The 20,951-nt window shown below is 63.6% G+C and carries 7 protein-coding genes; 1 reads left to right on the top strand and 6 read right to left on the bottom strand.

All coding sequences use genetic code 11. The features are described from left to right. The 5 genes from D6877_RS17465 to D6877_RS17445 all read right to left on the bottom strand — a co-directional run. Positions 1–5,423: non-ribosomal peptide synthetase (locus tag D6877_RS17465; protein WP_130911584.1), on the bottom strand; the 5,423-nt coding region annotated here is incomplete at its 3' end. Between the two features lie 13 nt (positions 5,424–5,436). After that, complete coding sequence (locus tag D6877_RS17460; RefSeq protein ID WP_130911582.1) at positions 5,437–13,260, bottom strand: non-ribosomal peptide synthetase; 7,824 nt, start codon at positions 13,258–13,260, stop codon at positions 5,437–5,439. Then, positions 13,257–16,658: a non-ribosomal peptide synthetase gene (locus D6877_RS17455; RefSeq protein WP_130911581.1), complete on the bottom strand. Its 3,402-nt coding sequence runs from the start codon at positions 16,656–16,658 to the stop codon at positions 13,257–13,259. Before D6877_RS17455 ends, D6877_RS17460 begins: the two co-directional genes overlap by 4 nt. A 187-nt stretch (positions 16,659–16,845) precedes the next feature. Further along, positions 16,846–17,829: a TauD/TfdA family dioxygenase gene (locus D6877_RS17450; RefSeq protein WP_016773893.1), complete on the bottom strand. Its 984-nt coding sequence runs from the start codon at positions 17,827–17,829 to the stop codon at positions 16,846–16,848. A 35-nt stretch (positions 17,830–17,864) separates the two neighbouring features. Next, positions 17,865–18,605, bottom strand: coding sequence for an alpha/beta fold hydrolase (locus D6877_RS17445; protein ID WP_130911580.1), 741 nt, complete (start codon positions 18,603–18,605; stop codon positions 17,865–17,867). Between the two features lie 136 nt (positions 18,606–18,741). Between D6877_RS17445 and D6877_RS17440 the strand changes: the two genes are divergently transcribed. Further along, a complete protein-coding gene (locus D6877_RS17440; RefSeq protein WP_130911579.1) occupies positions 18,742–19,875 on the top strand; it encodes a cupin-like domain-containing protein in 1,134 nt (377 codons plus the stop codon). Between the two features lie 111 nt (positions 19,876–19,986). On the opposite strand, the gene D6877_RS17435 is transcribed toward D6877_RS17440, so the two are convergent. Continuing rightward, positions 19,987–20,951, bottom strand: a 965-nt coding sequence (locus D6877_RS17435; RefSeq protein ID WP_130911578.1) for an MFS transporter, incomplete at its 5' end; no start/stop codon positions are given.

Genomic DNA, 20,951 nt, shown 5'->3' with positions numbered 1-20,951 from the left:
CTGTTGAGGGTCACCTGTTGCTGACGGGAGAAGCTGTTCAGACGCTGGGTCAACGCTTCATCGAAATGCAGACGATGCATCTGTTTGCCCGGCCCCGGCACGGTGCGTCCGTGGCAGGCCGAGGCCAGTCGGGTCGGCTCGTCGAGTTCGGCCAGTTGCCCGCGCCAGAAGTCCTGCGCGGCTGCCTTGTCCTGGCCTTGCAGCCAGACCAGAAAATCGCGGTAGCGGCCCTGTGCGCTCGGCACCGGCTGGCCGGCGTAATCCTGCAGCACCTCGCCGAACATCCGCGAGTTGCTCCAGCCATCCATGAGGATGTGGTGGCAGGTGAAAATCAGTCGATGGCGATCGTCGGCAGTGCGCAACAGGCACAGGCGCAGCAGCGGCGGATTCTGCAGATCGAAGCCGCGCTCGCGGTCGGCCTGCGCCCGCGCCTCAAGCACCGCCGGCAGATCAGCGGCATCGCGTACATCAACTTCCGGCATTTCCAGGGTCAGTTGGCGATTGATCACCTGCAACGGCGCGTCAAGGCCATCTCGGCCCCAGATGAAACCGGCGCGCAGCACTTCATGGCGATCGACCACCCGCTGCCAGGCTTGCTGGAACCGCGCAACGTCGAGGCCGTCGATGTCCAGCAGCATCTGATAGACGTAGGCGCTGGCGTCCGCATCGTACAGGCTGTGGAACAGAATGCCCTGCTGCATCGGCGCCAGCGGATAGATGTCCTCGATGCGCTGGGCGGCAATCGGCAGGCTGTCCAGATGCGCCTGGGACAAACCGGCCAGCGGCACGTCGGACGGCGTGAGGCCGCCCGCATGGCTGAGGCAGTGGTCGATCAATTCGTTCAGTGCCACTTCGTAGGCGCGGGCAAGAGCGGCAATGGTCGCCTCCTCGAAGACGTCGCTGCTGTAGGTCCAGGTCAGGGTCAACTGGCCCTGATAAACCCGGCCATCGATGGTCAGCCAGTTGGCCATCGGCGCGCTTTCGTCCTGACCGGCGCCCTTGTCCTCGGTGGCCGGCCGCCACAAGGCGTCTTCATCGAAGTTGTTATCGAACTGGCCGAGGTAGTTGAACGTCACCTGCGGTTGCGCCAGTTCATGCAACGCCGCTTGTGCGTCGGCGGTGCCGAGATAACGCAGCAAGCCATAGCCGATGCCCTTGTTGGGGATCGCGCGCAGTTGCTCCTTGATGCCTTTGATCGAGCTTTCCAGGCTGGCGTTTGGCGTCAGGCGTACCGGGAACATGCTGGTGAACCAGCCCACGGTGCGGCTCAGGTCGATGTCATCGAAGAGGTCTTCGCGGCCATGGCCTTCGAGCTGCACCAGCGCGCTGTCGCTGGCGGTCCACTCGCAGAGCACCCGCGCCAGTGCGGTCAGCAGCAGGTCGTTGACTTGAGTGCGGTAGACCGCCGGAGCCTGTTGCAGCAGCTGGCGAGTGCGTTCGGCGTCCAGCCGTGTGTCGACGCTGCGTTCGAAGCGGTTGTTCAATTGGCCCTGCGGATTATCCAGCGGCAAACCGAACGGAGCGTCGCGCAACTGTTCGCGCCAGTAGCTCAGTTCGCGGCCCAGCGCCGCGCTGCGCGCATGTTCTTGCAGGCGCAAGCCCCAGTCCTTGAACGCGCTGGTCTTGGCCGGCAGATGCACGCTCTGTCCGCTGCTGATCTGCTGATAGGCGCTTTGCAGATCTTCGAGCAGGATTCGCCACGACACGCCATCGACCACCAGGTGATGAATCACCAGCAACAGACGCTGACTGGCGTCCGGCAAATCGATCAGCGCCGCGCGGATCAGCGGGCCGTTGTGCAGGTCGAGGCTGCGTTGCAGGTCCAGGCACAGCGCTGGCAATGCCGCGCTGTCGTCCAGCATGAAAGTGCGCAACAACGCTTGTGGCTGATCCGCCGCGCCGTGGCTTTGCTGCCAGCCCTGCTCGATTTGGCGATAACGCAGACGCAAGGCGTCATGCTGTTTTTGCACCTGCGCCAAGGCCTGTTGCAGCGCCGCGGCTTGCAGGGTTTTCGCCGGGGTCAGCAGGATCGACTGGTTCCAGTGATGCCGCGCCGGGATGTCGCTGTGGAAAAAATACTGCTGGATCGGCGTCAGTGGTGCGTCGCCAAGCACCTCGCCCTGCTCCGTCTGCACGGCGTCGCTTTGTTGCGCGACGGTGGCCAGACGCTGCACGGTCTGATGCTGAAAAATGTCCTTGGGCGTAAAGCGAATGCCGGCCTGCCGCGCGCGACTGACCACTTGAATCGAAATGATCGAATCGCCGCCCAGCTCGAAGAAATTATCGTGAAGCCCGACCCGTTCGACCTTGAGTACGTCCTGCCAGATCTCCGCCAGACGCTGTTCCAGTTCGCTGCGCGGCGCCGCGTAGGCTTCTTGCACCTGGGCAACATCCGGCTGCGGCAGTTGCTTGCGATCGAGCTTGCCGTTGGCGGTCAGCGGCAGTCGGTCGAGGAACGCCCAACTCACCGGGACCATATAGTCCGGCAGGGTTTCGCGCAGGTGCAGCTTGATCGAATCACGCAGCGCGCCCTGCTCGTCCGCGTTCAATGTCTCAACCGGCACGACCCAGGTCGCCAGTTGCTGGCCGCTGAGGCCGTCCACCGCCAGCACCACCGCTTCGCGCACCTGCGGATGCTTGAGCAGTTGCGCTTCGATTTCGCCGAGCTCGATGCGGAAACCACGGATCTTCACTTGGTGGTCGATACGACCGATGTACTCGATCACCCCGTCGCCGCGCAGCCGTGCGAGGTCGCCGGTACGGTACAGACGCTGGCCGGCCTTGCGGTTGAACGGATCGGGCACGAAGCGGGTGGCGCTCATGCCGGCCTGATTCAGATAGCCACGGGCCAAACCGGCACCGGCGATGTACAACTCACCGATGCAGCCTTGCGGTACCAGGTTCAGCGAGCTGTCGAGCAAGTACCACGACAGGTCGACAATCGGCGCGCCGATCGGGCTGCTGTGGTTGCTCTGCAGATCCGCCAGCGACAATGGCCGGTAAGTGACGTGCACGGTGGTTTCGGTGATGCCGTACATGTTGATCAGCGTCGGCGCGCGGTCGCCAAAACGCTCGAACCACGGACGCAGATTCTGTACTTCCAGCGCCTCGCCGCCGAACACCACGTAACGCAGGGCATTGCTGCGACTCGACTCGCAGGCGACCTGCATCAACGGCTTGAATGCCGACGGCGTCTGGTTCAACACCGTGACGTTTTCATCGCACAGCAGCGTGTAGAAATCCTCCGGCGAACGGCTGACATCGTGCGGCACCACCACCAGTTTGCCGCCGTACAACAGCGCGCCGAAGATCTCCCACACCGAAAAGTCGAACGCGTAGGAATGGAACAGCGTCCAGCTGTCCTGCGGGCCGAAATCGAACCAGTGCTCGGTGGCGCTGAACAGGCGCATCACGTTGCCGTGCGGCAGCAGCGCGCCTTTGGGTTTGCCGGTGGAACCGGAGGTGTAGATGACGTAGGCCAGGTTGTCCGGCGTGGTCAGGCATGGCGGGTTACTTGCGATGCCATGCTCCGGCGTTTGATTCAGGTCGAGGCAGATCAGCCCCGGCGGCAGCGGCAATTGCCCGAGCAAATGGCCCTGGGTCAACAGCAAGTCAATGCCGCTGTCGTCGATCATGTAGCCCAAGCGGTCATCCGGGTAGCTCGGGTCCAGCGGCACATAGGCGCCGCCCGCTTTCAGCACCGCGAGAATGGCGACGATCATGTCCAGCGAACGCTCCACCGCCACGCCGACGCGCACGTCCGGGCCGACGCCCTGCTCGATCAGCGTATGCGCCCACAGGTTGGCGCGGTGATTGAGCTCGGCGTAAGTCAGGCGTTGCCCGGCACAGCTCACCGCCACCGCATCGGCATGCCGCTCGGCCTGGGCCTCGATGGTTTGCTGGAGGCACTGCGTCAGCGGTTGTTCAATCAGCGGCGGATTCCATTGCGCCAACAGCTGTTGCTGCTGGGCTGCATCGAGCATTGGCAACTGGCCGATACGCTGGCTCGGCTCGGCGACGATCGCTTGCAACAGCGCGGTCCAGTGTTGCGCCAGGCGCTCGATGGTCGCGGCGTCGAACAGGTCAGTGGCGTACTTGAGCACCGCTTCGATGCCGTGGGCCTGTTCGGTGGTGTTGAGGGTCAGGTCGAACTGCGCGGTCTGGCTCTGCCATTCCAGCGGTTCGATGTTCAGGCCGTTGAGGCGTGTCGCGACGCTCGCACGGCGCTCGGCCTGGTGGTTGAACATCACCTGGAACAGCGGACTGTGGCTGAGGCTGCGGCCCGGCTCCAGCGCTTCGACCAGTTGCTCGAAGGGCAAGTCCTGATGCGCCTGCGCCTCCTGCGCCGTCTGTTTGACCTGACGCAGCAGTTCGACAAACGGCAGCTCCGCGTCGATGTCCGCCTTGAGCACCTGGGTGTTGACGAAGAAGCCGATCAGCCGCTCGATTTCCACCCGGCCACGGTTGGCCACCGGCACGCCGACACGGATGTCGCTTTGCCCGCTGTAGCGATGCAGCAAGGCCTGAAACGAAGCCAGCAGCAACACGAACAGGGTGACGTTTTCCTGCCGGGCAAACGCCTTGAGGGCATGGCTCAGCGCCGGATCAAGAATCAGGTTATGGCTGGCGCCGGCAAAGCTTTGATCGACCGCGCGCGGGCGATCCAGCGGCAGTTCCAGCACCGGTTGTTCGCCGCCGAGCTTTGCCTGCCAGTAGGCCAGTTGCCGCTCCTGCTCACCGGCCTCCATCCACTGGCGCTGCCACAAGGCGTAATCGGCGTATTGAATCGGCAGGGCCGGCAGACCGGCGTCGTGACCAAGGTTGAAACCGGCGTAGAGCTGCACCAGTTCCTCGATCATCACTTGCAGCGACCAGCCATCGGAAACGATGTGATGCAGGGTCAGCACCAGCACATGCTCATCCGGGTTGACCTGCAGCAGCGCGGCACGCAGCAACGGGCCGTGCTGCAGGTCGAAAGTCTTCTGGCTCTGGGTCTGAACGAAAGCCTCGATCGAGTGCTCCGGGTCATTCGCCAGATCAGCGCTCAGGTGATGAATATCGAGGGTAAAAGGTCCTGCGGGCAGGACCACTTGCAAGGGTTGCGCGCTGTCTTGAGAGAACACCGTGCGCAAGGTTTCGTGGCGCTCGATCAGCGCCGCAATGCTGCGTTCCAGTGCCGGCACATCCAGCGGCCCCTGCAAGCGCAGGGCCGTCGGAATGTTGTAGGCCGCGCTGTGCGGTGCCCACTGCCAGAGGAACCACTGGCGCTGCTGAGCGTAGGACAGCAGCAACGGCTCTTCAGCCGTGCGCTTGAAAACCGGGGCAATGTCAAAGAGGTTGACGCCTTTCTGCTTGAGCAGAACCGCCAGAGCCTTTCTTTGCTTAGCCGAAAGTTGTCCTACCGACTCGATTAACTCTTGCACGCGTTTTTCCCTCTCAAGAAATCAGTTTTTCCAGATCATCGAGGGATAGACGTTTGAGGGCCTCCAGTGATTTAGCCAATTCATCCTGAACGGGCGACATTTCGACGCGCAGGGCTTCGATCCGCGCACAGAAATCCTTGAGCGTGTCGGTCTCGAACAACGCCTTGAGCGGCACCTTGTCGCCCAGACGTTCCTGCACCCGGGTCACCACCAGCGTCGCCAGCAACGAATGGCCGCCGAGCTGGAAGAAGTTGTCCGCCAGCCCTACCCGCTCGACTTCCAGCACCTCCTGCCAGATCGTCGCGACCTCCCATTGCATATCGCTTTGCGGCGCCAGGTATTGCTCCTGCGTCGGGCTCTCGCCCAACGCCATCAGCGCCTTGCGATCGAGCTTGCCGTTGGGCGTCAGCGGGATCGCGTCGATCAGGTGCAGATGCCCCGGCAGCATGTGCGCCGGCAAGCGGCTGACCAGCGCACTGCGCACCCGCTCGGCCAGCGTCGTCCGCTCGCTGTCCGGTGCGGCGACGAGGTAGGCATGCAGGTGTTTGCCTGCGGCGCCGTCCTGCGCCAGTACCACCGCCTCACGGATATCGTCGAGTTCCAGCAGGCGTGCTTCGATCTCGCTGAGTTCGATGCGGAAGCCGCGAATCTTCACCTGATGGTCGGCGCGACCGATGTACTCGATGTTGCCATCGTCGCCCTGGCGCACCAGATCGCCGGTGCGGTACAGGCGCTCGCCGTTGCTCGCGTAAGGATTCGGCACAAAGCGTTCGGCGGTCAGCGCGGCACGACGCAGATAGCCGCGCGTCACCCCGGCACCAGCGAGGTACAGCTCGGCCGCCACGCCCTCGGGCAGCGCCTGCAACTGACTGTCGAGCAGGTAGGCCACGGTGTTGTCCAGCGGCCGGCCAATGTTCGCCCGGCCCTGCGGGGTGCGCAGGGTGAAGGTCGAATAAGTGGTGTCCTCCGACGGCCCGTAAAGATCGTAGACCTGCCGCACCTGAGTGCTGGCGTAGAGGCTGTCGACCAGACTCTGCTTGAGCGGTTCGCCGGCCAGATTGATCGTGCCGACCGAAGCCGGAATCTGCCCGGCCCGTTGCAACGCGGCAATCGCCGACGGCACGCTGTTGATCAGCGTGACCTGATCGCGCGCCGGCAAGTCCGCCAGCGCCAGGGCGTTGTCCGCCAATACCAGGCAGCCACCGCAGGCCAGCGTGACAAAGATTTCCCACACCGACAGATCGAAGCAGATCGAGGTCGAAGCCAGCACGCCGCGCAATTGTTCTTCGCGATAGACCCCAGTCGACCATTGAATCAGCGCCGACAGATTGCCGTGGCTGATGGCTACGCCTTTCGGTTTGCCGGTGGAACCGGAGGTGTAGATCACGTACGCCAGATTGTCTGCCGCGAGATTAACCAGTGGCGCAGCTTCCGGGCATTCGCTGGCGACGTTCTCGTCCACCAGCAGCACCTGCGCACTCAAGGTTTCGGGCAGCATCGCCAATGCCGCTGGCTCAGTGAGCACCACCGCCGCGCGGCTGTCATCGAGCATGTGCAGCAAGCGTTCCTGTGGGTAATCCGGGTCGAGCGGTACGTAGGCGCCACCGGCCTTGAGGATCGCCAGCAAGCCGACCAGCATCTGCGGCGTGCGGCGCATGCACACGCCGACGCGCACTTCCGGCCCGACGCCCATGCCTTGCAGCTTGTGCGCCAGACGATTGGCCCGGGTATCGAGGTCTTGGTAAGCGATGGACTGCTCAGCGAACAGCACCGCGTTCGCCTGTGGCTGTCGCTGCACCTGCGCGGCGATGTGCGCCAGCACCGTGCGTTGATCCAGCGTGGTAACCGGCGCCTTGCCCCACTCGATCGCTTGATGCCGTTGTGGCTCGGCGAGCAGTTGCAGCGCGCCCAGCGGCTGCGTGGCGTCGGCGAGGAACTGCTCGAGCAGGCCTTGCAACTGCGCACTCAACGCATTGATCGCTTGAGCGTCGAAACTGGCCTGATCGTAACTTACGCCCAGACTCAGCTCGCGGCCGGTGACCGCGACCAGCGTCAGCGGATAGTTGGTCTGCTCCTGCCGGCGGATTGCCGAGAACTTCAGGCCCGTCTCAGGGCCCTGCGCCAGTGCTTCAGCCATCGGATAGTTTTCGAACACCAGAATACTGTCGAACAACGCCCCGGCACCCGTGCCGGCCCAGCGCTGAATGTCATACAGCGGCGTGTGTTCGTGCTCGCGCAAGGCCAGGTTGAGGTCTTGCACCTGTTGCAGCCATTGGCTGACGCCGATCTCCGGCGATGGCGCCGCCACCACCGGCAAGGTGTTGATGAACAGACCGATCTGCTGCTCGACACCCGGCAAATCCGTCGGCCGTCCGGCGACCGTCGCGCCGAACGCCACGTGATCCTGGCCCGTATAACGCTGCAGCAGCAGCAGCCACGCCGCTTGTACCAGCGTGTTGAGGGTGACTTTCTGCTCGCGGGCGAAGCGGTTCAGTTCGGCGGTCAGCGGTTCGCTGAACACATGCTGGTGATCGGCATAGCCGCTGGCGGCGTGCCTGACCGGTATGGCGCTGGCCAGTCGCGTCGGCTGTTCAAGGTCCGCCAGCGCCGCACTCCAGAACTGTCGACTGGCCTGCTGATCACGCTGGCCGAGCCATTCGATGTAATCGCGATAACGCCCCTGCCCTGCGCTCGGCGCGATGCCGGCGTAACGTTGCAGCACTTCGCCGAACAACTGCGAAGTGCTCCAGCCGTCCATCAGGATGTGATGGCAGGTGTAGATCAGGTGATGAGTGTGCTCATCGGTGCGCACCAACGTCACGCGCAACAGCGGTGCATCGAGCAGATCGAAGCCGTTATGCAGGTCTTCAGTGGCGAGATGATCAAGCGCGACATCCAGGCCAGCGCGACCGCGCCAGTCCTGCACTTGCCACGGCATCTGCACGCGGCTGCGCACCACTTGCACCGGCGCGGCGGCATCCTGCGGCCAGACGAACGCCGTGCGCAGAATATCGTGGGCTTCGAGGGTCTGCTGCCAGGCCTGGCGGAAGCGCTCGGCGTCGAGCTGCTCGACGTCGACGCGCAGCTGATTGGTGTAGGCCGGGCTGTCCGGCTCGTTGCGGCTGTGGAACAGAATGCCTTGCTGCATCGGCGACAGCGGGTACAGATCGACGATGTCACGCGGCGCCATCGGCAGCGCCGAGAGCTGCGCCTGGGTCAGGTTGGCGAGTTTGAAGTCCGACGGTGTCACGCCACCGGCCGCGCTGTCGCAGCAATGTTCGATCAAGCGTTGCAGTTCGCGGCGATAAGCCTCGGCCAACGCCTCGATGGTCTCGGCGCGGTACATGCCGGTGCCGAAGGTCCAGATCAGTTCCAGCTCACCGCCGAGAACCTGTCCGTCGACGCTCAGCCAATTGCCCAGCGGCGCTTGCCCATCCTGATTGGCGCCGGTGCTTTCAGCGCTTGGCAGGAACAACGCGCCCTGCTCGGCGCTGAACGCGCCGTCGAACTGACCGAGGTAATTGAAGGTCACCCGTGGTTGCGCCAGCGTCTGCAACTCGGCTGCACGCGTGAGGTAACGCAGCACGCCATAACCGATGCCTTTGCCCGGCACCGCGCGCAGTTGCTCCTTGATCGCGCACAGCGACGCAGCGGGATTGGCCTGCGGAGTCAGGCGCACCGGGAACAGGCTGCTGAACCAGCCGACCGTGCGGCTCAGGTCGATGTCGTCGAACAGGTCTTCACGACCATGGCCTTCGAGCTGGATCAACACCGACGGCTGCTCGCTCCAGTCACACAGCACCCGCGCCAATGCGGTCAGCAACAGGTCGTTGATTTGTGTGCGGTACGCCGCCGGGGCGACTTTCAATAGCTTGTCGGTCAGTGTCCGGCTCAGGCGCGTACTGGCGCGCGCGGCCTGAGCGCGGGTCTGGCTGTCCTCGGCAAAATCCCGTGGCAGTGACGCGTCGCCGGCCTCAAGGGTTTGGCGCCAATAAGCGCTTTCGGCCGCCAACGTGTCGCTCTGCGCATAACGGTGCAACTGCCCGGCCCAGTCGTGCATCGAACTGCTTTTGCCCGGCGACGCGAGCGCAGTCCCCGCCGCCAATGCGTGGTAAGCCTGCTGCAAGTCTTCAAGCAGAATGCGCCACGACACGCCGTCGACCACCAGGTGATGGATGACCAACAACAAGCGCTGCTCGGCATTCGGCAGAGTGACCAGCACCGCGCGCAGCAAATGCCCGCGTTGCAGGTCCAGGCTGCGCTGCGCCGCGTCGGCCACGGCCGGCAAGGCATCGAGACTGTCCAGTTCGCGCAGCCAAAGCAGTTCGGCATCGCGCTGAGTCTGCGGCAACGCCTGCCAGCTATCGCCCGACTGCACAAAGCTCAAGGCCAGCGCTTCGTGCTGCTCCACCAGCGCCGCCAGCGCCTTACGCAAATGTACGGTGTCCAGCGCCAGGGTCGGTTGCAGCATCACTGACTGGTTCCAGTGCTGGCGCTGGGCAATCGGCGTGTCGAAGAAGCGCATCTGGATCGGCAGCAACGGCAACGGCCCGCGTGCCACAGGTGCGGCGACGGCAGCCGGTTTGGATTCGATCAGTCTGGCGACGGCGGCCAGTTGGCCGATGGTCTGTTTTTCGAACAACTGCTTGGGGCTGAGCTTGATGCCCTGGCGCTTGGCCCGGGCGATGATCTGCAAGCTGAGGATCGAGTCGCCACCCAGTTCAAAAAAGTTATCGCTGCTGCCGACCCGTTCGAGCTTGAGCACTTCGGCCCAGATCGCGGCGAGTTTTTCCTCGATCTCACCGACCGGCGCGACGAACTGCTGGCTGACCACGCCGGGCACTGGCAAGGCACGCTTGTCGAGCTTGCCGTTGGCGGTCAGCGGCAGCTTTTCCAGCAACAGCAACTGCGCCGGCACCATGTAATCCGGCAGCCGCGCCTGCAATTGCTCGCGCAGATCCTGCGCCTGCACCTTCGCGCCCACTGCCGGCACGCACCACGCCAGCAGTTGCAGGCGCGCCGGATCGTCATCCAGTGGCAGCGCGAGCACGGCGGCTTCGCTGACGCCATCGAGGCTGAGCAACAGCCGCGCGACCTCTGCGGGCTCGACACGGTAGCCGCGAACTTTGACCTGATCGTCGGCACGACCGATGAATTCCAGCGCCTGCTCACGGTTGCGCCGGACCCGGTCGCCACTGCGGTAGACCCGCGCGCCGCGGCTCCCAAACGGATCAGGCAGGAAACGCTCAGCGGTTAGCCCCGGCTGATTCAGATAGCCGAGGGCAACGCTGTCGCCGCCGATGTACAGCTCACCGGCAACTTGATCGGCCACCGGGTTGAGCACATCGTCGAGCACATAGACATGCGCACCGGCCAGCGCTGCGCCGATCGGAACACTGCGCGCCTGGGCGGCGAGTTCTTCGACCTCGTGGGTCAGCACGCCCACGGTGGTTTCGCTCGGGCCATAGTGGTTGATCAGACGACAGCCCGGTTTCAGTTGCTGCACACGCTCGACCAGCGCCGGCGAACAGGCTTCGCCGCCGACGATCAGTGCGTGTTCCGGCAGCACATCGGCAGGCTTGGCCGCCTGCAACAGCGCGGCGAGATGCCCGGGGACGATCTTCAGCACGCCAACGCGATGGCAGGCCATGTATTCGGCAAAACGATCCGGGTCGAAGCCGAGTTCTTCCGGCAACACATGCAGCAGTCGGCCAGAGCACAACGCACCGAACAGCACGGTGAAGCCAAGGTCGGCGGCGATGGTCGAGACCAGCGCCATGCTGGCCTCGGGCGCCGGCGCCAGACGTTCGAGTACGCCGCGCACGTAACTGCCCAGCGCGCCGTGGCTGACCAGCACGCCCTTCGGTTGCCCGGTGGAACCGGAGGTGTGAATCACGTAGGCCGGCGACTGCGCATACAGCGTCAGTTCAGGCGCGGACGTCGGCAGTGACTGCCATTGCCCCGGTGCAAACTCCAGACCCTGACAGCCCTCACCCGCCAATTCGCTGACCCGCACATCGCCTTCAGCACCGATCAGCGCCCGCGCCTGCGCAGCGCCGAGCATCTGCTTCAGGCGCGCGCTCGGCGCCTTGACGTCGAGTGGCATGTACACAGCGCCAGCCTTGAGAATCGCCAGCAGGCAAGTCAGCCAGTCCAGCGAACGTTCCAGCAGCACCGCCACCGGATCGCCGACATTGACGCCCTGCGCTCGCAAATAATGGGCGAGACGACTGGCATCCTGATCCAGCGCCTGGAAAGTGATTGTCTGCTGTAGATCACGAGCGGCCAGCGCTTCTGGTTGCCGAGCCACTTCACGCGCCCAGTGTTGCAACACCGTCAACGCCGGTTCGCGTTGGCTGGCAAGCGCAGCAGGCCGTGGTGTGGCAACCATGTGCAATGGCGCCTGCGGCGAGTTGAGCAACTGGGTAAACAGATCCAGCAACATCGGTACAAAACCGCCGACCGTTTCCGCCTGATAGAGATCGCTGGCGTAGGTCATCTGACCGTGGATCAGTGCGCTGTCGTCGGTGATGTCCAGGGCCAGATCGAAATGCGTGCCGTCCTTGGCCAGCGGATATTCACTGACGGTCAGGCCGGGCAAGGCCATCGAGCGTTGTTTCTGCATGCCGACGTTCTGGTTGAACTTGGCCTGGAACAGCGGGTTGTGGCCCAGGGTGCGTTCGGCGACCAATTCGTCGACGAGTTGCTCGAACGGCAACTCCTGATGTGCCTGTGCGCCGAACGCCGCTTCTCGCACCTGCGCGAGCAAATCGGCGAAACTGCCGCGCTCATCGACCTGGCAACGCAGCACCTGGGTGTTGACGAAGAAACCGATCAGCCCCTCGACTTCGGCGCGGCCACGGTTGGCATTCGGCACGCCGACACGAATGTCGCGCTCGCCGGCCAGACGCGAAAGGAACAGCGAGAACCCGGCCAGCACCAGCATGAACAGGCTGATGCCCTGGCTGCGCGCAAAAACGTTGAGCTGTTGCGACAGGTCGGTGCCGAAATCAAAGCTCAGGGTCTGTCCTGCAAAGCTTTGCGTCAGCGGTCGGGCAAAGTCCGGCGCCACTTCCAGCAGCGGATGTTCGTCGCCCAATTGCTGACGCCAGTAGTCGAGCTGGCGTTCACCCTCGCCGGCCTCCAGCCAGCGCCGCTGCCAGATCGCATAGTCGGCGTATTGCAACGGCAGCGCCGGCAATTGCGGCTCGCGCTGCAGGCTGAACGCCTGATAGCACTGCACGAATTCCTTGACCATGACGTCCATCGACCAGCCATCGGAGACGATGTGATGCATGCTCACCACCAGCACGAACTCATCGTCGGCCAAAGCAAACAGGCTGGCGCGCAATAACGGGCCGTGGCGCAGATCAAACGGTTGCGCGGTGACGTCTTGTACGTGTTGCGTGAGCAGTTCTTCGCGCTCTTGCGCGGCGGTGCCGGTCAGATCGAAGCGTTCCAGCGCAATACTTTGTTGCTCGAGAATCAGCTGATGCGCTTGATCGCCGTCGGTGTGAAACACCGTGCGCAACACTTCATGGCGCGCCAGCAGATGATCGAACGAGCGGCTCAGGGCCGACTCATCCAGCCGGCCTTTGAGACGCAAGCCAGCGGCCATGTTGTATGCGGCGCTGTGCGGTTCCAGTTGCCAGAGGAACAGCAGGCGTTGCTGGGCGAACGACAGGGGAATCTGCGCACAGTCGTGGCGGCTGACCGGCAGCGGCAACAGGCTGAAATCCTTGCCCTCCTCGCGCAGCTTGGCGAGAAACAGCCGACGCTGTTCCAGCGGCAGGCCGACGAACCTTTTTGCAATACGTTCCGCCATCGTGCCGCTCATACTTCTTCTCCTTGCAATGCATTCATGAACTGATCCAGGTCGGACCAGTCGTCGTCGCCGCTCGTCTCGGCCAGTTGCCCGAGCACCTCGGCGAGATCCGCCAGCAGCGGTTTTTCGAACAGGCTGCGCAGCGGCAGCACCACGCCCATCTGCTCCTTGACCCGCGCAATCACCTGCGCGGCCAGCAACGAATGGCCACCCAGTTCAAAAAAGTGATCGTCCAGGCCCACACGCGGCACGTGCAGCACCTCGGCCCAGACCTGTGCCAGACACTGCTCGGCCGGCGATTGCGGAGCGCGGTAATCGCCCTGCAACTGCGCCGGATCCGGCGTCGGCAAGGCCTTGCGGTCGAGCTTGCCGCTCGGCGTCAGCGGCAGGTTCGCCAGCAACAGCAGATGCCCCGGCACCATGTAATCCGGCAGGCTGGCTTGCAGCACGGCCCGGGTCTGCTGGCGGAACGCCGTTTGCGTTGCCGTGCTGGCAAGCACCGCAGGTTCTGTCACCACGTAAGCGACCAGTTGCGCTCCACCTGCGAATGGCACCGCCAGCACCACTGCCTCGCGAACGCCCGGAGATTGCTGCAGGCGCGATTCGATCTCGCCCAGTTCGATGCGGAAGCCGCGAATCTTCACTTGATGATCGACCCGGCCGACATATTCCAGCGCGCCATCGCCGCGCAGCCGCGCACGGTCGCCGGTGCGGTACAGGCGCTGGCCGTCGGCGAAAGGGTCGGCGATGAACCGCTCAGCGCTGAGGCTCGGCTGACGGTGATAACCGCGCGCCAGCCCCGGCCCACCGATGTACAACTCGCCCACCGCGCCTTGCGGCAGCAGGTTCAGATCATCGTCGAGCACGTACAGGCGCCGCGCTGCCAGTCCGTGGCCGATCGGCATGCCACGCCACGACACGTCTTGGGCGGTCAGCGCGGTGCAGTCATGAATCGTCGAGACCACCGTGGCCTCGGTCGGGCCGTAGGTGTTGAGCAGGCGCACATGGCCGAGCCCGGCCTGTTGCCACAAGCGCAAACCGTCCACCGCCATGGCTTCGCCGCCGACGTGAATCTGCCGCAGCGCGCCGAAACTTGCCGGGGGTTTCGCCGCGTATTCTTGCACCAGCCAATACCAATAAGCCGCCGGCAGGTCGGCCAGAGTGATGCCCTGATCGATGATCACCTGATGCAGCGTCGCGCTGTCCCACAACGGCGCATCGCGCATGACCACGCTGGCGCCATGGCACAGCGGCGGGAAAAACTGCTCGACGAAACCGTCGAAGCTGCTGGTGGCGAATTGCAGAACCCGGTCGCCTTCGCGCAGATCGCTGTAGTCGATGGCGCGGGCGATGAACTCGCTGAGCGCGCCATGACTGACCGCCACGCCTTTCGGCCGCCCGGTGGAGCCAGAGGTGTAGATCACGTAAGCGAGGTTGTCAGCCTCGACCGTGACCGGCAGGTTGTCGCTCTGCTCGCTGGCGGGCAATTGCTCCAGACACAGGCACTCGATGCCGTCGAGCGGCGGCAGGCTGGCAAGGCTTTGCTGATCACTGAGCAACAGTTGCAAACCACTGTCAGCGAGCACATGGCGCAAGCGTTCGGCCGGGGTTTGCGGATCCAGCGGCACATAGGCACCACCGGCCTTGAGCACGGCCAGCAGCGCCACCGCCAGTTCCAGCGAACGCCCCAGCGCGACGCCGACCAGCACGTCCGGGCCGACACCCTGTGCGCGCAACTGATGGGCCAAGCGATTGCTGCGGCTGTTGAGTTCGTCGTAGCTGAATGCTCGTGAAGGCGCGGTGGCCAACAGCACCGCCGGCATTTGCGCAGTGCGCGCGACCTGCGCTTCGAACAAGCTTTGCACGCTGATAAAGCGAGGCGCTGGCGCGGTGGACTGGACCAACGCCTGGCGTTCGCTGTCGGCGAGCATCGTCACTTCGCCGATCAACTGCTGCGGATCACGGCACACCGACTGCAGAATGTTGCGCCAATGCCCGGCCAGCGCGGCAATGGTTGAGGCATCAAAAATATCCGTGGCGTACGTGAAGGCGGCAAACAGTTGCTCGCCCTCCTCGCGGGTGTCGAGCATCAGGTCGCTGGTGGCCGCGTGTTGCCGAGCGCTGCCGGCCAGTTGCTCTTCGCTCAAATAACCCACGCGCAAGCCTGAAGCGAGTTGCGCCTGGTGCAAATCGGTGACCAGCGGCTGGTGGTTGAACATCACCTGAAACAGCGGATTGTGGCTCTGGCTGCGCGCCGGTTGCAGGGCTTCGATCAGGGCGTCGAACGGCAGATCCTGATGGGCCTGAGCGCCCAGTGCAGCCTGGCGCAGGTTCTGCAGCAACTCAGTGAAGGGCGTTTGTGCGGTGACCACGCTGCGCAGAATCTGGGTGTTGACGAAGAAGCCGATCAACCCTTCGGTTTCACTGCGGGTGCGGTTGGCAATCAGCCCGCCGACACGAATATCGGTCTGGCCGCTGTAGCGATGCAAGAGGGTCTTGAACCCTGCCAGCAACACCACGAACAAGGTCACGCCCTGACGCTGCGCAAGGTTTTTCAGTTCTTCGCGCAGGGCTGCGTCGATCACCATTTCCAGGCGTGCGCCTTGATGGCTGGCTTGCGCCGGATAAGCGCGGTCGGTGGGCAATTCCAGCACAGGATGTTCGTCGCCCAGTTGCGTGCGCCAGTAGTCCAGTTGCCGCTCGCGCTCACCGGCCTCCAGCCAGCTGCGTTGCCACAGTGCGTAGTCGCGGTAATGCACGGTCAACGGCGCCAGCGTCGGTTCACGCCCGGCGACCTGCGCGTCGTAAGTGCGCATGAATTCGTCGATCAGAATGTTCATCGACCAGCCGTCGGCGATGATGTGATGCAGGGTCAGCAGCAACACATGTTCCTGCGCAGCCAGGCGCAACAGCCGCAGGCTCAGCAGCGGGCCGTTCTGCAGGTCGAAGGCCTGGGTCGCCTCGGCCATCATGTGCTGCTGCGCCAGCGGCCAGCGCTGGGCTTGGGGCAACTCGCTCAGGTCAGTCACGGGCAACTTCAGTGGCTTTGGTTCGGCCACACGCTGGAAGGCCCGCTCGCCGTCCTGGCCGAAGGTGGTGCGCAAACATTCGTGGCGCGCCGCCAGACGGCTGAAGGCTTGCTCCAATGCCTCGACTTGCAATTCACCATCCAGACGCACCGCCATCGGCAAGTTATAGGCTGCGCTGGTCGGCTCCAGTTGCCAGAGAAACCACATGCGCTGCTGCGCGTAAGACAGGCCGTCACGCTCGGCGATGCCGTCGCAGGCGGTCATGGGAAGCTGCGCAAAATCGATGCCCTCGCGGGCCATGCCAGCGAGGAACAGACGGCGTTTGTCCTGGGGCAATTCGATAAAGCGGCGGGCTAGTTTCTGTGCGTCTGCGGCATTCATGCGTGGAGTCCTTGCTGATCGGCGGCGTGACCTGGAGACCCGGTCGTATCAACAAGAACGAATGGCCCGCGCGATGATTTAGCGCGCCAGCGGCAATCACGGCCCGACGGTACAAAGGCCAGACAGACAAATGCCGAAGCCGGTACAGGCCCGGATTCGGCATTTGAGTTGAAGGGTTGCGAACAGGTCAGCGCACGTCCTGCGAATGCCCCTCGGCCATCGCCACGATGACTTTGCGCGGCCCTTCGAACGGTGAGCGCGCGTGAGCCGAAAGCATGTTGTCGAGCATCAGCACATCGCCCTCCTGCCAGGGGAAACTGATCGCACAATCGTCGAGCACCGCACGAATCTGCGCCAGCACCTCGTCTTCGATCGGCGAGCCGTCGCCGTAGTAGACGTTACGCGGCAGGTCTTCTTCGTCAACGATGTCGAGCAGGCTTTCGCGCACGTCCGCTGGCAGGTTGGAGATGTGAAACAGGTGCGCCTGATTGAACCAGACGTGGTCGCCGGTTACCGGGTGCACCGCCACCGCCTGACAGGTCTGCCGCGTGCGCAGCTCACCGTCGTCCTTCCACTCGCAGACAATGCCGTGTGCCTTGCAGTACGCCTCGACGACTTCGCGGTCTTCGGTGTTGAACACATCTTCCCAAGCGACATCTAGGCCATTGCCGAAGTTGCGCACGTACATAAGGCCTTTGCTGACAAAACGCTCGCGGATCGCCACGGGGATGCGCCGGTAGACTTCGCGGCTGTCGGCAATCGGCGTCTCGCCGCCGGACCTGGCGGCGATCATGCTGTAGAACCAGATCTTCATCGGCCAGTCGCGGGAATAGGCCTGTTCGTTGTGCAGCGGAATGCTCTGGTGCGCCGGGTATTCGGTGGAGGTGTACACGCCTTGAGTGACGTTGGTGCGCGGCGTCGAGCCGAACTCGTAGTTCAGCAGCGGATGGCCGAAATTCGCGGCGAACTGGCGAAACTGCTCGGCGCCGTCGAGGCGGAAGCCGCGAAACAGCACGCCACCGTCGCGCAGCAGATGCTCGTCGACCAACGCCTTCAATTCATCGAATACTGCCAACAGATCGGTGTCGGCATCGCCCGCCTCGACCAACAGCGGCAAACGTCCGCGCTGCGGCAGCAACGGCCGCACGGAAAACCCCAGAGCAACAGCCATGACTGGCCTCCTGAAAATGATAGATGAGGCGCGTCTCAGAACGCCGGTTGCACGGCCTGCGCAAGGCGTCGGTGATGCACTTCCAGATGGGTCTTGATCGTGCGAATGACCCGCGCTTCATGTTCATGAATGAAGAAATGCCCGCCGGTCATCATGTCCACCGAGAAACTGCCCAGGGTCTCTTTGCTCCAGCCGATCAGCTGTTCGGTGGTGGCGCGGTCTTCCTTGCCACCGAGCACGTGCACCGGGCAATTGAGCGTGGGCCGCTCGGCAGGCGTGAAGCGGCCGCACATCATGAAATCGGCGCGCAGCACCGGCAGGGTCAGGCTCATCAGCTCTTTATTGGCGAGGACTTCTTCGCTGGTGCCCTGAAAGGTGCGCAACTGTTCGATGAGCTCTGCATCGCTGCGCGGCTCGGCAAAGCCGCGGTCGTAATCGCTGCGCATGGACGGCGCGGCGGTGCCGGAGGCGAACAGCGCCAGCGGCTCCGGCACACCCAATTCGCGAAAGGCATGGGCCAGTTCGCAGGCGAGCAACGCGCCGAGGCTGTGCCCGAACAACGCGTACGGGCCTTGCAGCCCTGGTTTGTGCTCGCGCGCCAGTTGCCGCGCCAACGCGCGCATGTCGGTTTGCAAAGGTTCATCGAACCGCGCGCCACGCCCCGGCAGTTCCACCGGTTGCAATTGCAGCCACGTCGGCAGTTGACGCCGCCAGCGGCTGTAAACCATGGCGCTGGCGCCCGAATAGGGCAGGCACAGCAATGTCAGCTTGGTCACCGCGCTTTCCTTGAAAAATGTGTCTGCAAGAAAGACGGATCACTGGCCGGACAAATTAGTCGCCAGGTCGCTAAATTCCCCCGCCAGCCGCTCGTTGCCTGTTCAGGAAAAAAACAACAATCGCGAGGGAATCACCGTGGACCTGCAGAGCATTCTGGGCAAATTGTTCGCCAACGCCGGCGCGGTCGGCATCGAGGGGGTTTTCCAGTTCATCTTCAGTGGGCAACAGGCGTACTGGTACGACATCAAGACCAGCCAGCGCACGGAAATCGGGCGCCATCCAAGCCCGGACGTGACCATCGAAGTCGCGGAAAAAGATTTTCTCGGGATCATGGCCGGCGTGGTCAATGTCGAGGAACTGTTCGCCAGCGGTCGCTTGAAGATTGGCGGCAACATGGGCCTGGCGACGATGTTGCCGCAGATCATCGACCACGCCCGCCAGGGTGGCGGCACGGTGGAAAAAGTCGATATGAACAAGCGCTACCCGACGCCGCCACGCTTCAGCGAAAAGCTCACTGCCGCGCTGCCTCGCCAGACCAGCGTCGAACGTCGTGCGCGCGCCGAGTTGAGCCGGCACGAATTCGAAACTCGTTATTTGCCCAACGGCATTCCGTTGGTGATCAGCAATGCCCTGCACGACTGGCCGTTGTTCAGCCTGAGTCGCGAAGAGTCGCTGGTGCATTTCGCTGAACTGCAAGGCATCACCCGCCATGGCGATTATGTGAAGAAGACCTTTTCCACTGAGCGTGATTTCCGCTCGACCTCCATGGCCGAGTTCATCGCCTCGCTGGACAGTCCGGCGGTCAAAGGCGCGGATGGCGAGCCGCCGGCGTACATGGGCAACAACATCCTGCCCGCGCAGTTGTTGCAGCAGATCCACTACCCGCCCTACTTCGACACGTCGCTGTTCATCCCGCCGCGCATCTGGATCGGCCCCAAGGGCACGCTGACGCCGTTGCACCGCGATGACACCGACAACCTCTTCGCCCAGGTTTGGGGCCAGAAGAAATTCACCCTTGCCGCGCCGCATCACCGCGAGGCACTGGGCACCTGGTCGACCGCGCCCAAGGGTGGTCTGGATGGCTGCGATTTCAACCCCGATGCGCCGGACTATGAACGTTTCCCGGCGGCGCGGGAGGTGACGTTTTTGCAGGTGACGCTGGAGGCTGGGGATCTGCTGTTCCTGCCCGAGGGCTGGTTCCATCAGGTGGAGTCGGTGTCGACCTCGCTATCCGTCAACTTCTGGATCAACTCTGGCCGAGGCTGGTAACACCGCAAAATAACTGTGGGAGCGAGCCTGCTCGCGAATGCGTTGTATCAGGTATGAAGATATTTACTGACACACCGCCTTCGCGAGCAGGCTCGCTCCCACAGTGGAATTTCATTTCAAGTGACGGAAACTTTGAAACGCGGAAACCAGCACCACCGCCCCCGCCGCAATCGCTAGCCAGAATCCGCTGCGCGCGCCAAACGCATCGACCAGCGCGCCGGAACCGGCGGCGCCGATCGCCACGCCGATGCTCAACCCGGTCACCAGCCAGGTCAGGCCTTCGGTCAGTTTGGCCGCGGGCACGATGCGTTCGATCAGCGCCATCGCAACAATCAGCGTCGGTGAAAAGAACAGCCCGGCGATGAATACCGCGATCGACAAGCCGAGGATGTTGCTCGCCAAAAGCAGCGGCAGCGTGGTCACCGCCGTCGCCACGCCGCCGTAGAGAAACAGGCGCGGCAACGGCAGTTTCGAACGCATCGCACCGAAGGCGATGCCGGCCAGGCATGAACCAATCGCGTACACCGACAAGACAATACTCGCCGCTGCCGGCTGGCCCTGATGTTGAGCGAAAGCGACGCTGACCACATCGATGACCCCGACGATCACGCCCATCGCCAGCATCAACGCCAGCAGCCATTGCACGTCAGTCGAGCGAATGATCGAGCCCTGATGCTGCGACTCCTGCGCGTGCACCGGTGGTTCGGTGCTGCGCTGGGCGACAAACGCCGTCACGCCAATGGCCAGAGCCAACAGCGCCGCCAGCGGCCCGGCCTCGGGAAACACCGCAACCGACAAGCCTACTGACAGCGGCGGCCCGACGATAAAACACACTTCGTCGAGCACCGACTCCAGGGCATACGCCGTCTGCAATTGCGGCTGGCCACGGTAGATCTCGGTCCAGCGCGCCCGCACCATCGCCGACATGCTCGGCATGCACCCGGCCAGCGCGGCAAAGACGAACAAAGTCCAGTCCGGCGCCTGCAAACGCGTGCACAGCAGCAACATCAACAACCCGCCGCCACCGGTCAGCGCTGCGATCGGCAGCACCCGCCCCTGCCCGTAACGGTCCACCA

The organism is Pseudomonas sp. Sample_9, from assembly GCF_004307535.1.
Taxonomy (GTDB): Bacteria; Pseudomonadota; Gammaproteobacteria; order Pseudomonadales; family Pseudomonadaceae; genus Aquipseudomonas; species Aquipseudomonas mercuritolerans.
This window is presented reverse-complemented; position numbering and strand designations above follow the sequence as displayed.

Coding starts and splice junctions, on each gene's coding strand:
- D6877_RS17460 (WP_130911582.1), bottom strand. CDS start 13,260: ATGAGCGGCACGATGGCGGAACGTATTGCAAAAAGGTTCGTCGGCCTG.
- D6877_RS17455 (WP_130911581.1), bottom strand. CDS start 16,658: ATGAATGCCGCAGACGCACAGAAACTAGCCCGCCGCTTTATCGAATTG.
- D6877_RS17450 (WP_016773893.1), bottom strand. CDS start 17,829: ATGGCTGTTGCTCTGGGGTTTTCCGTGCGGCCGTTGCTGCCGCAGCGC.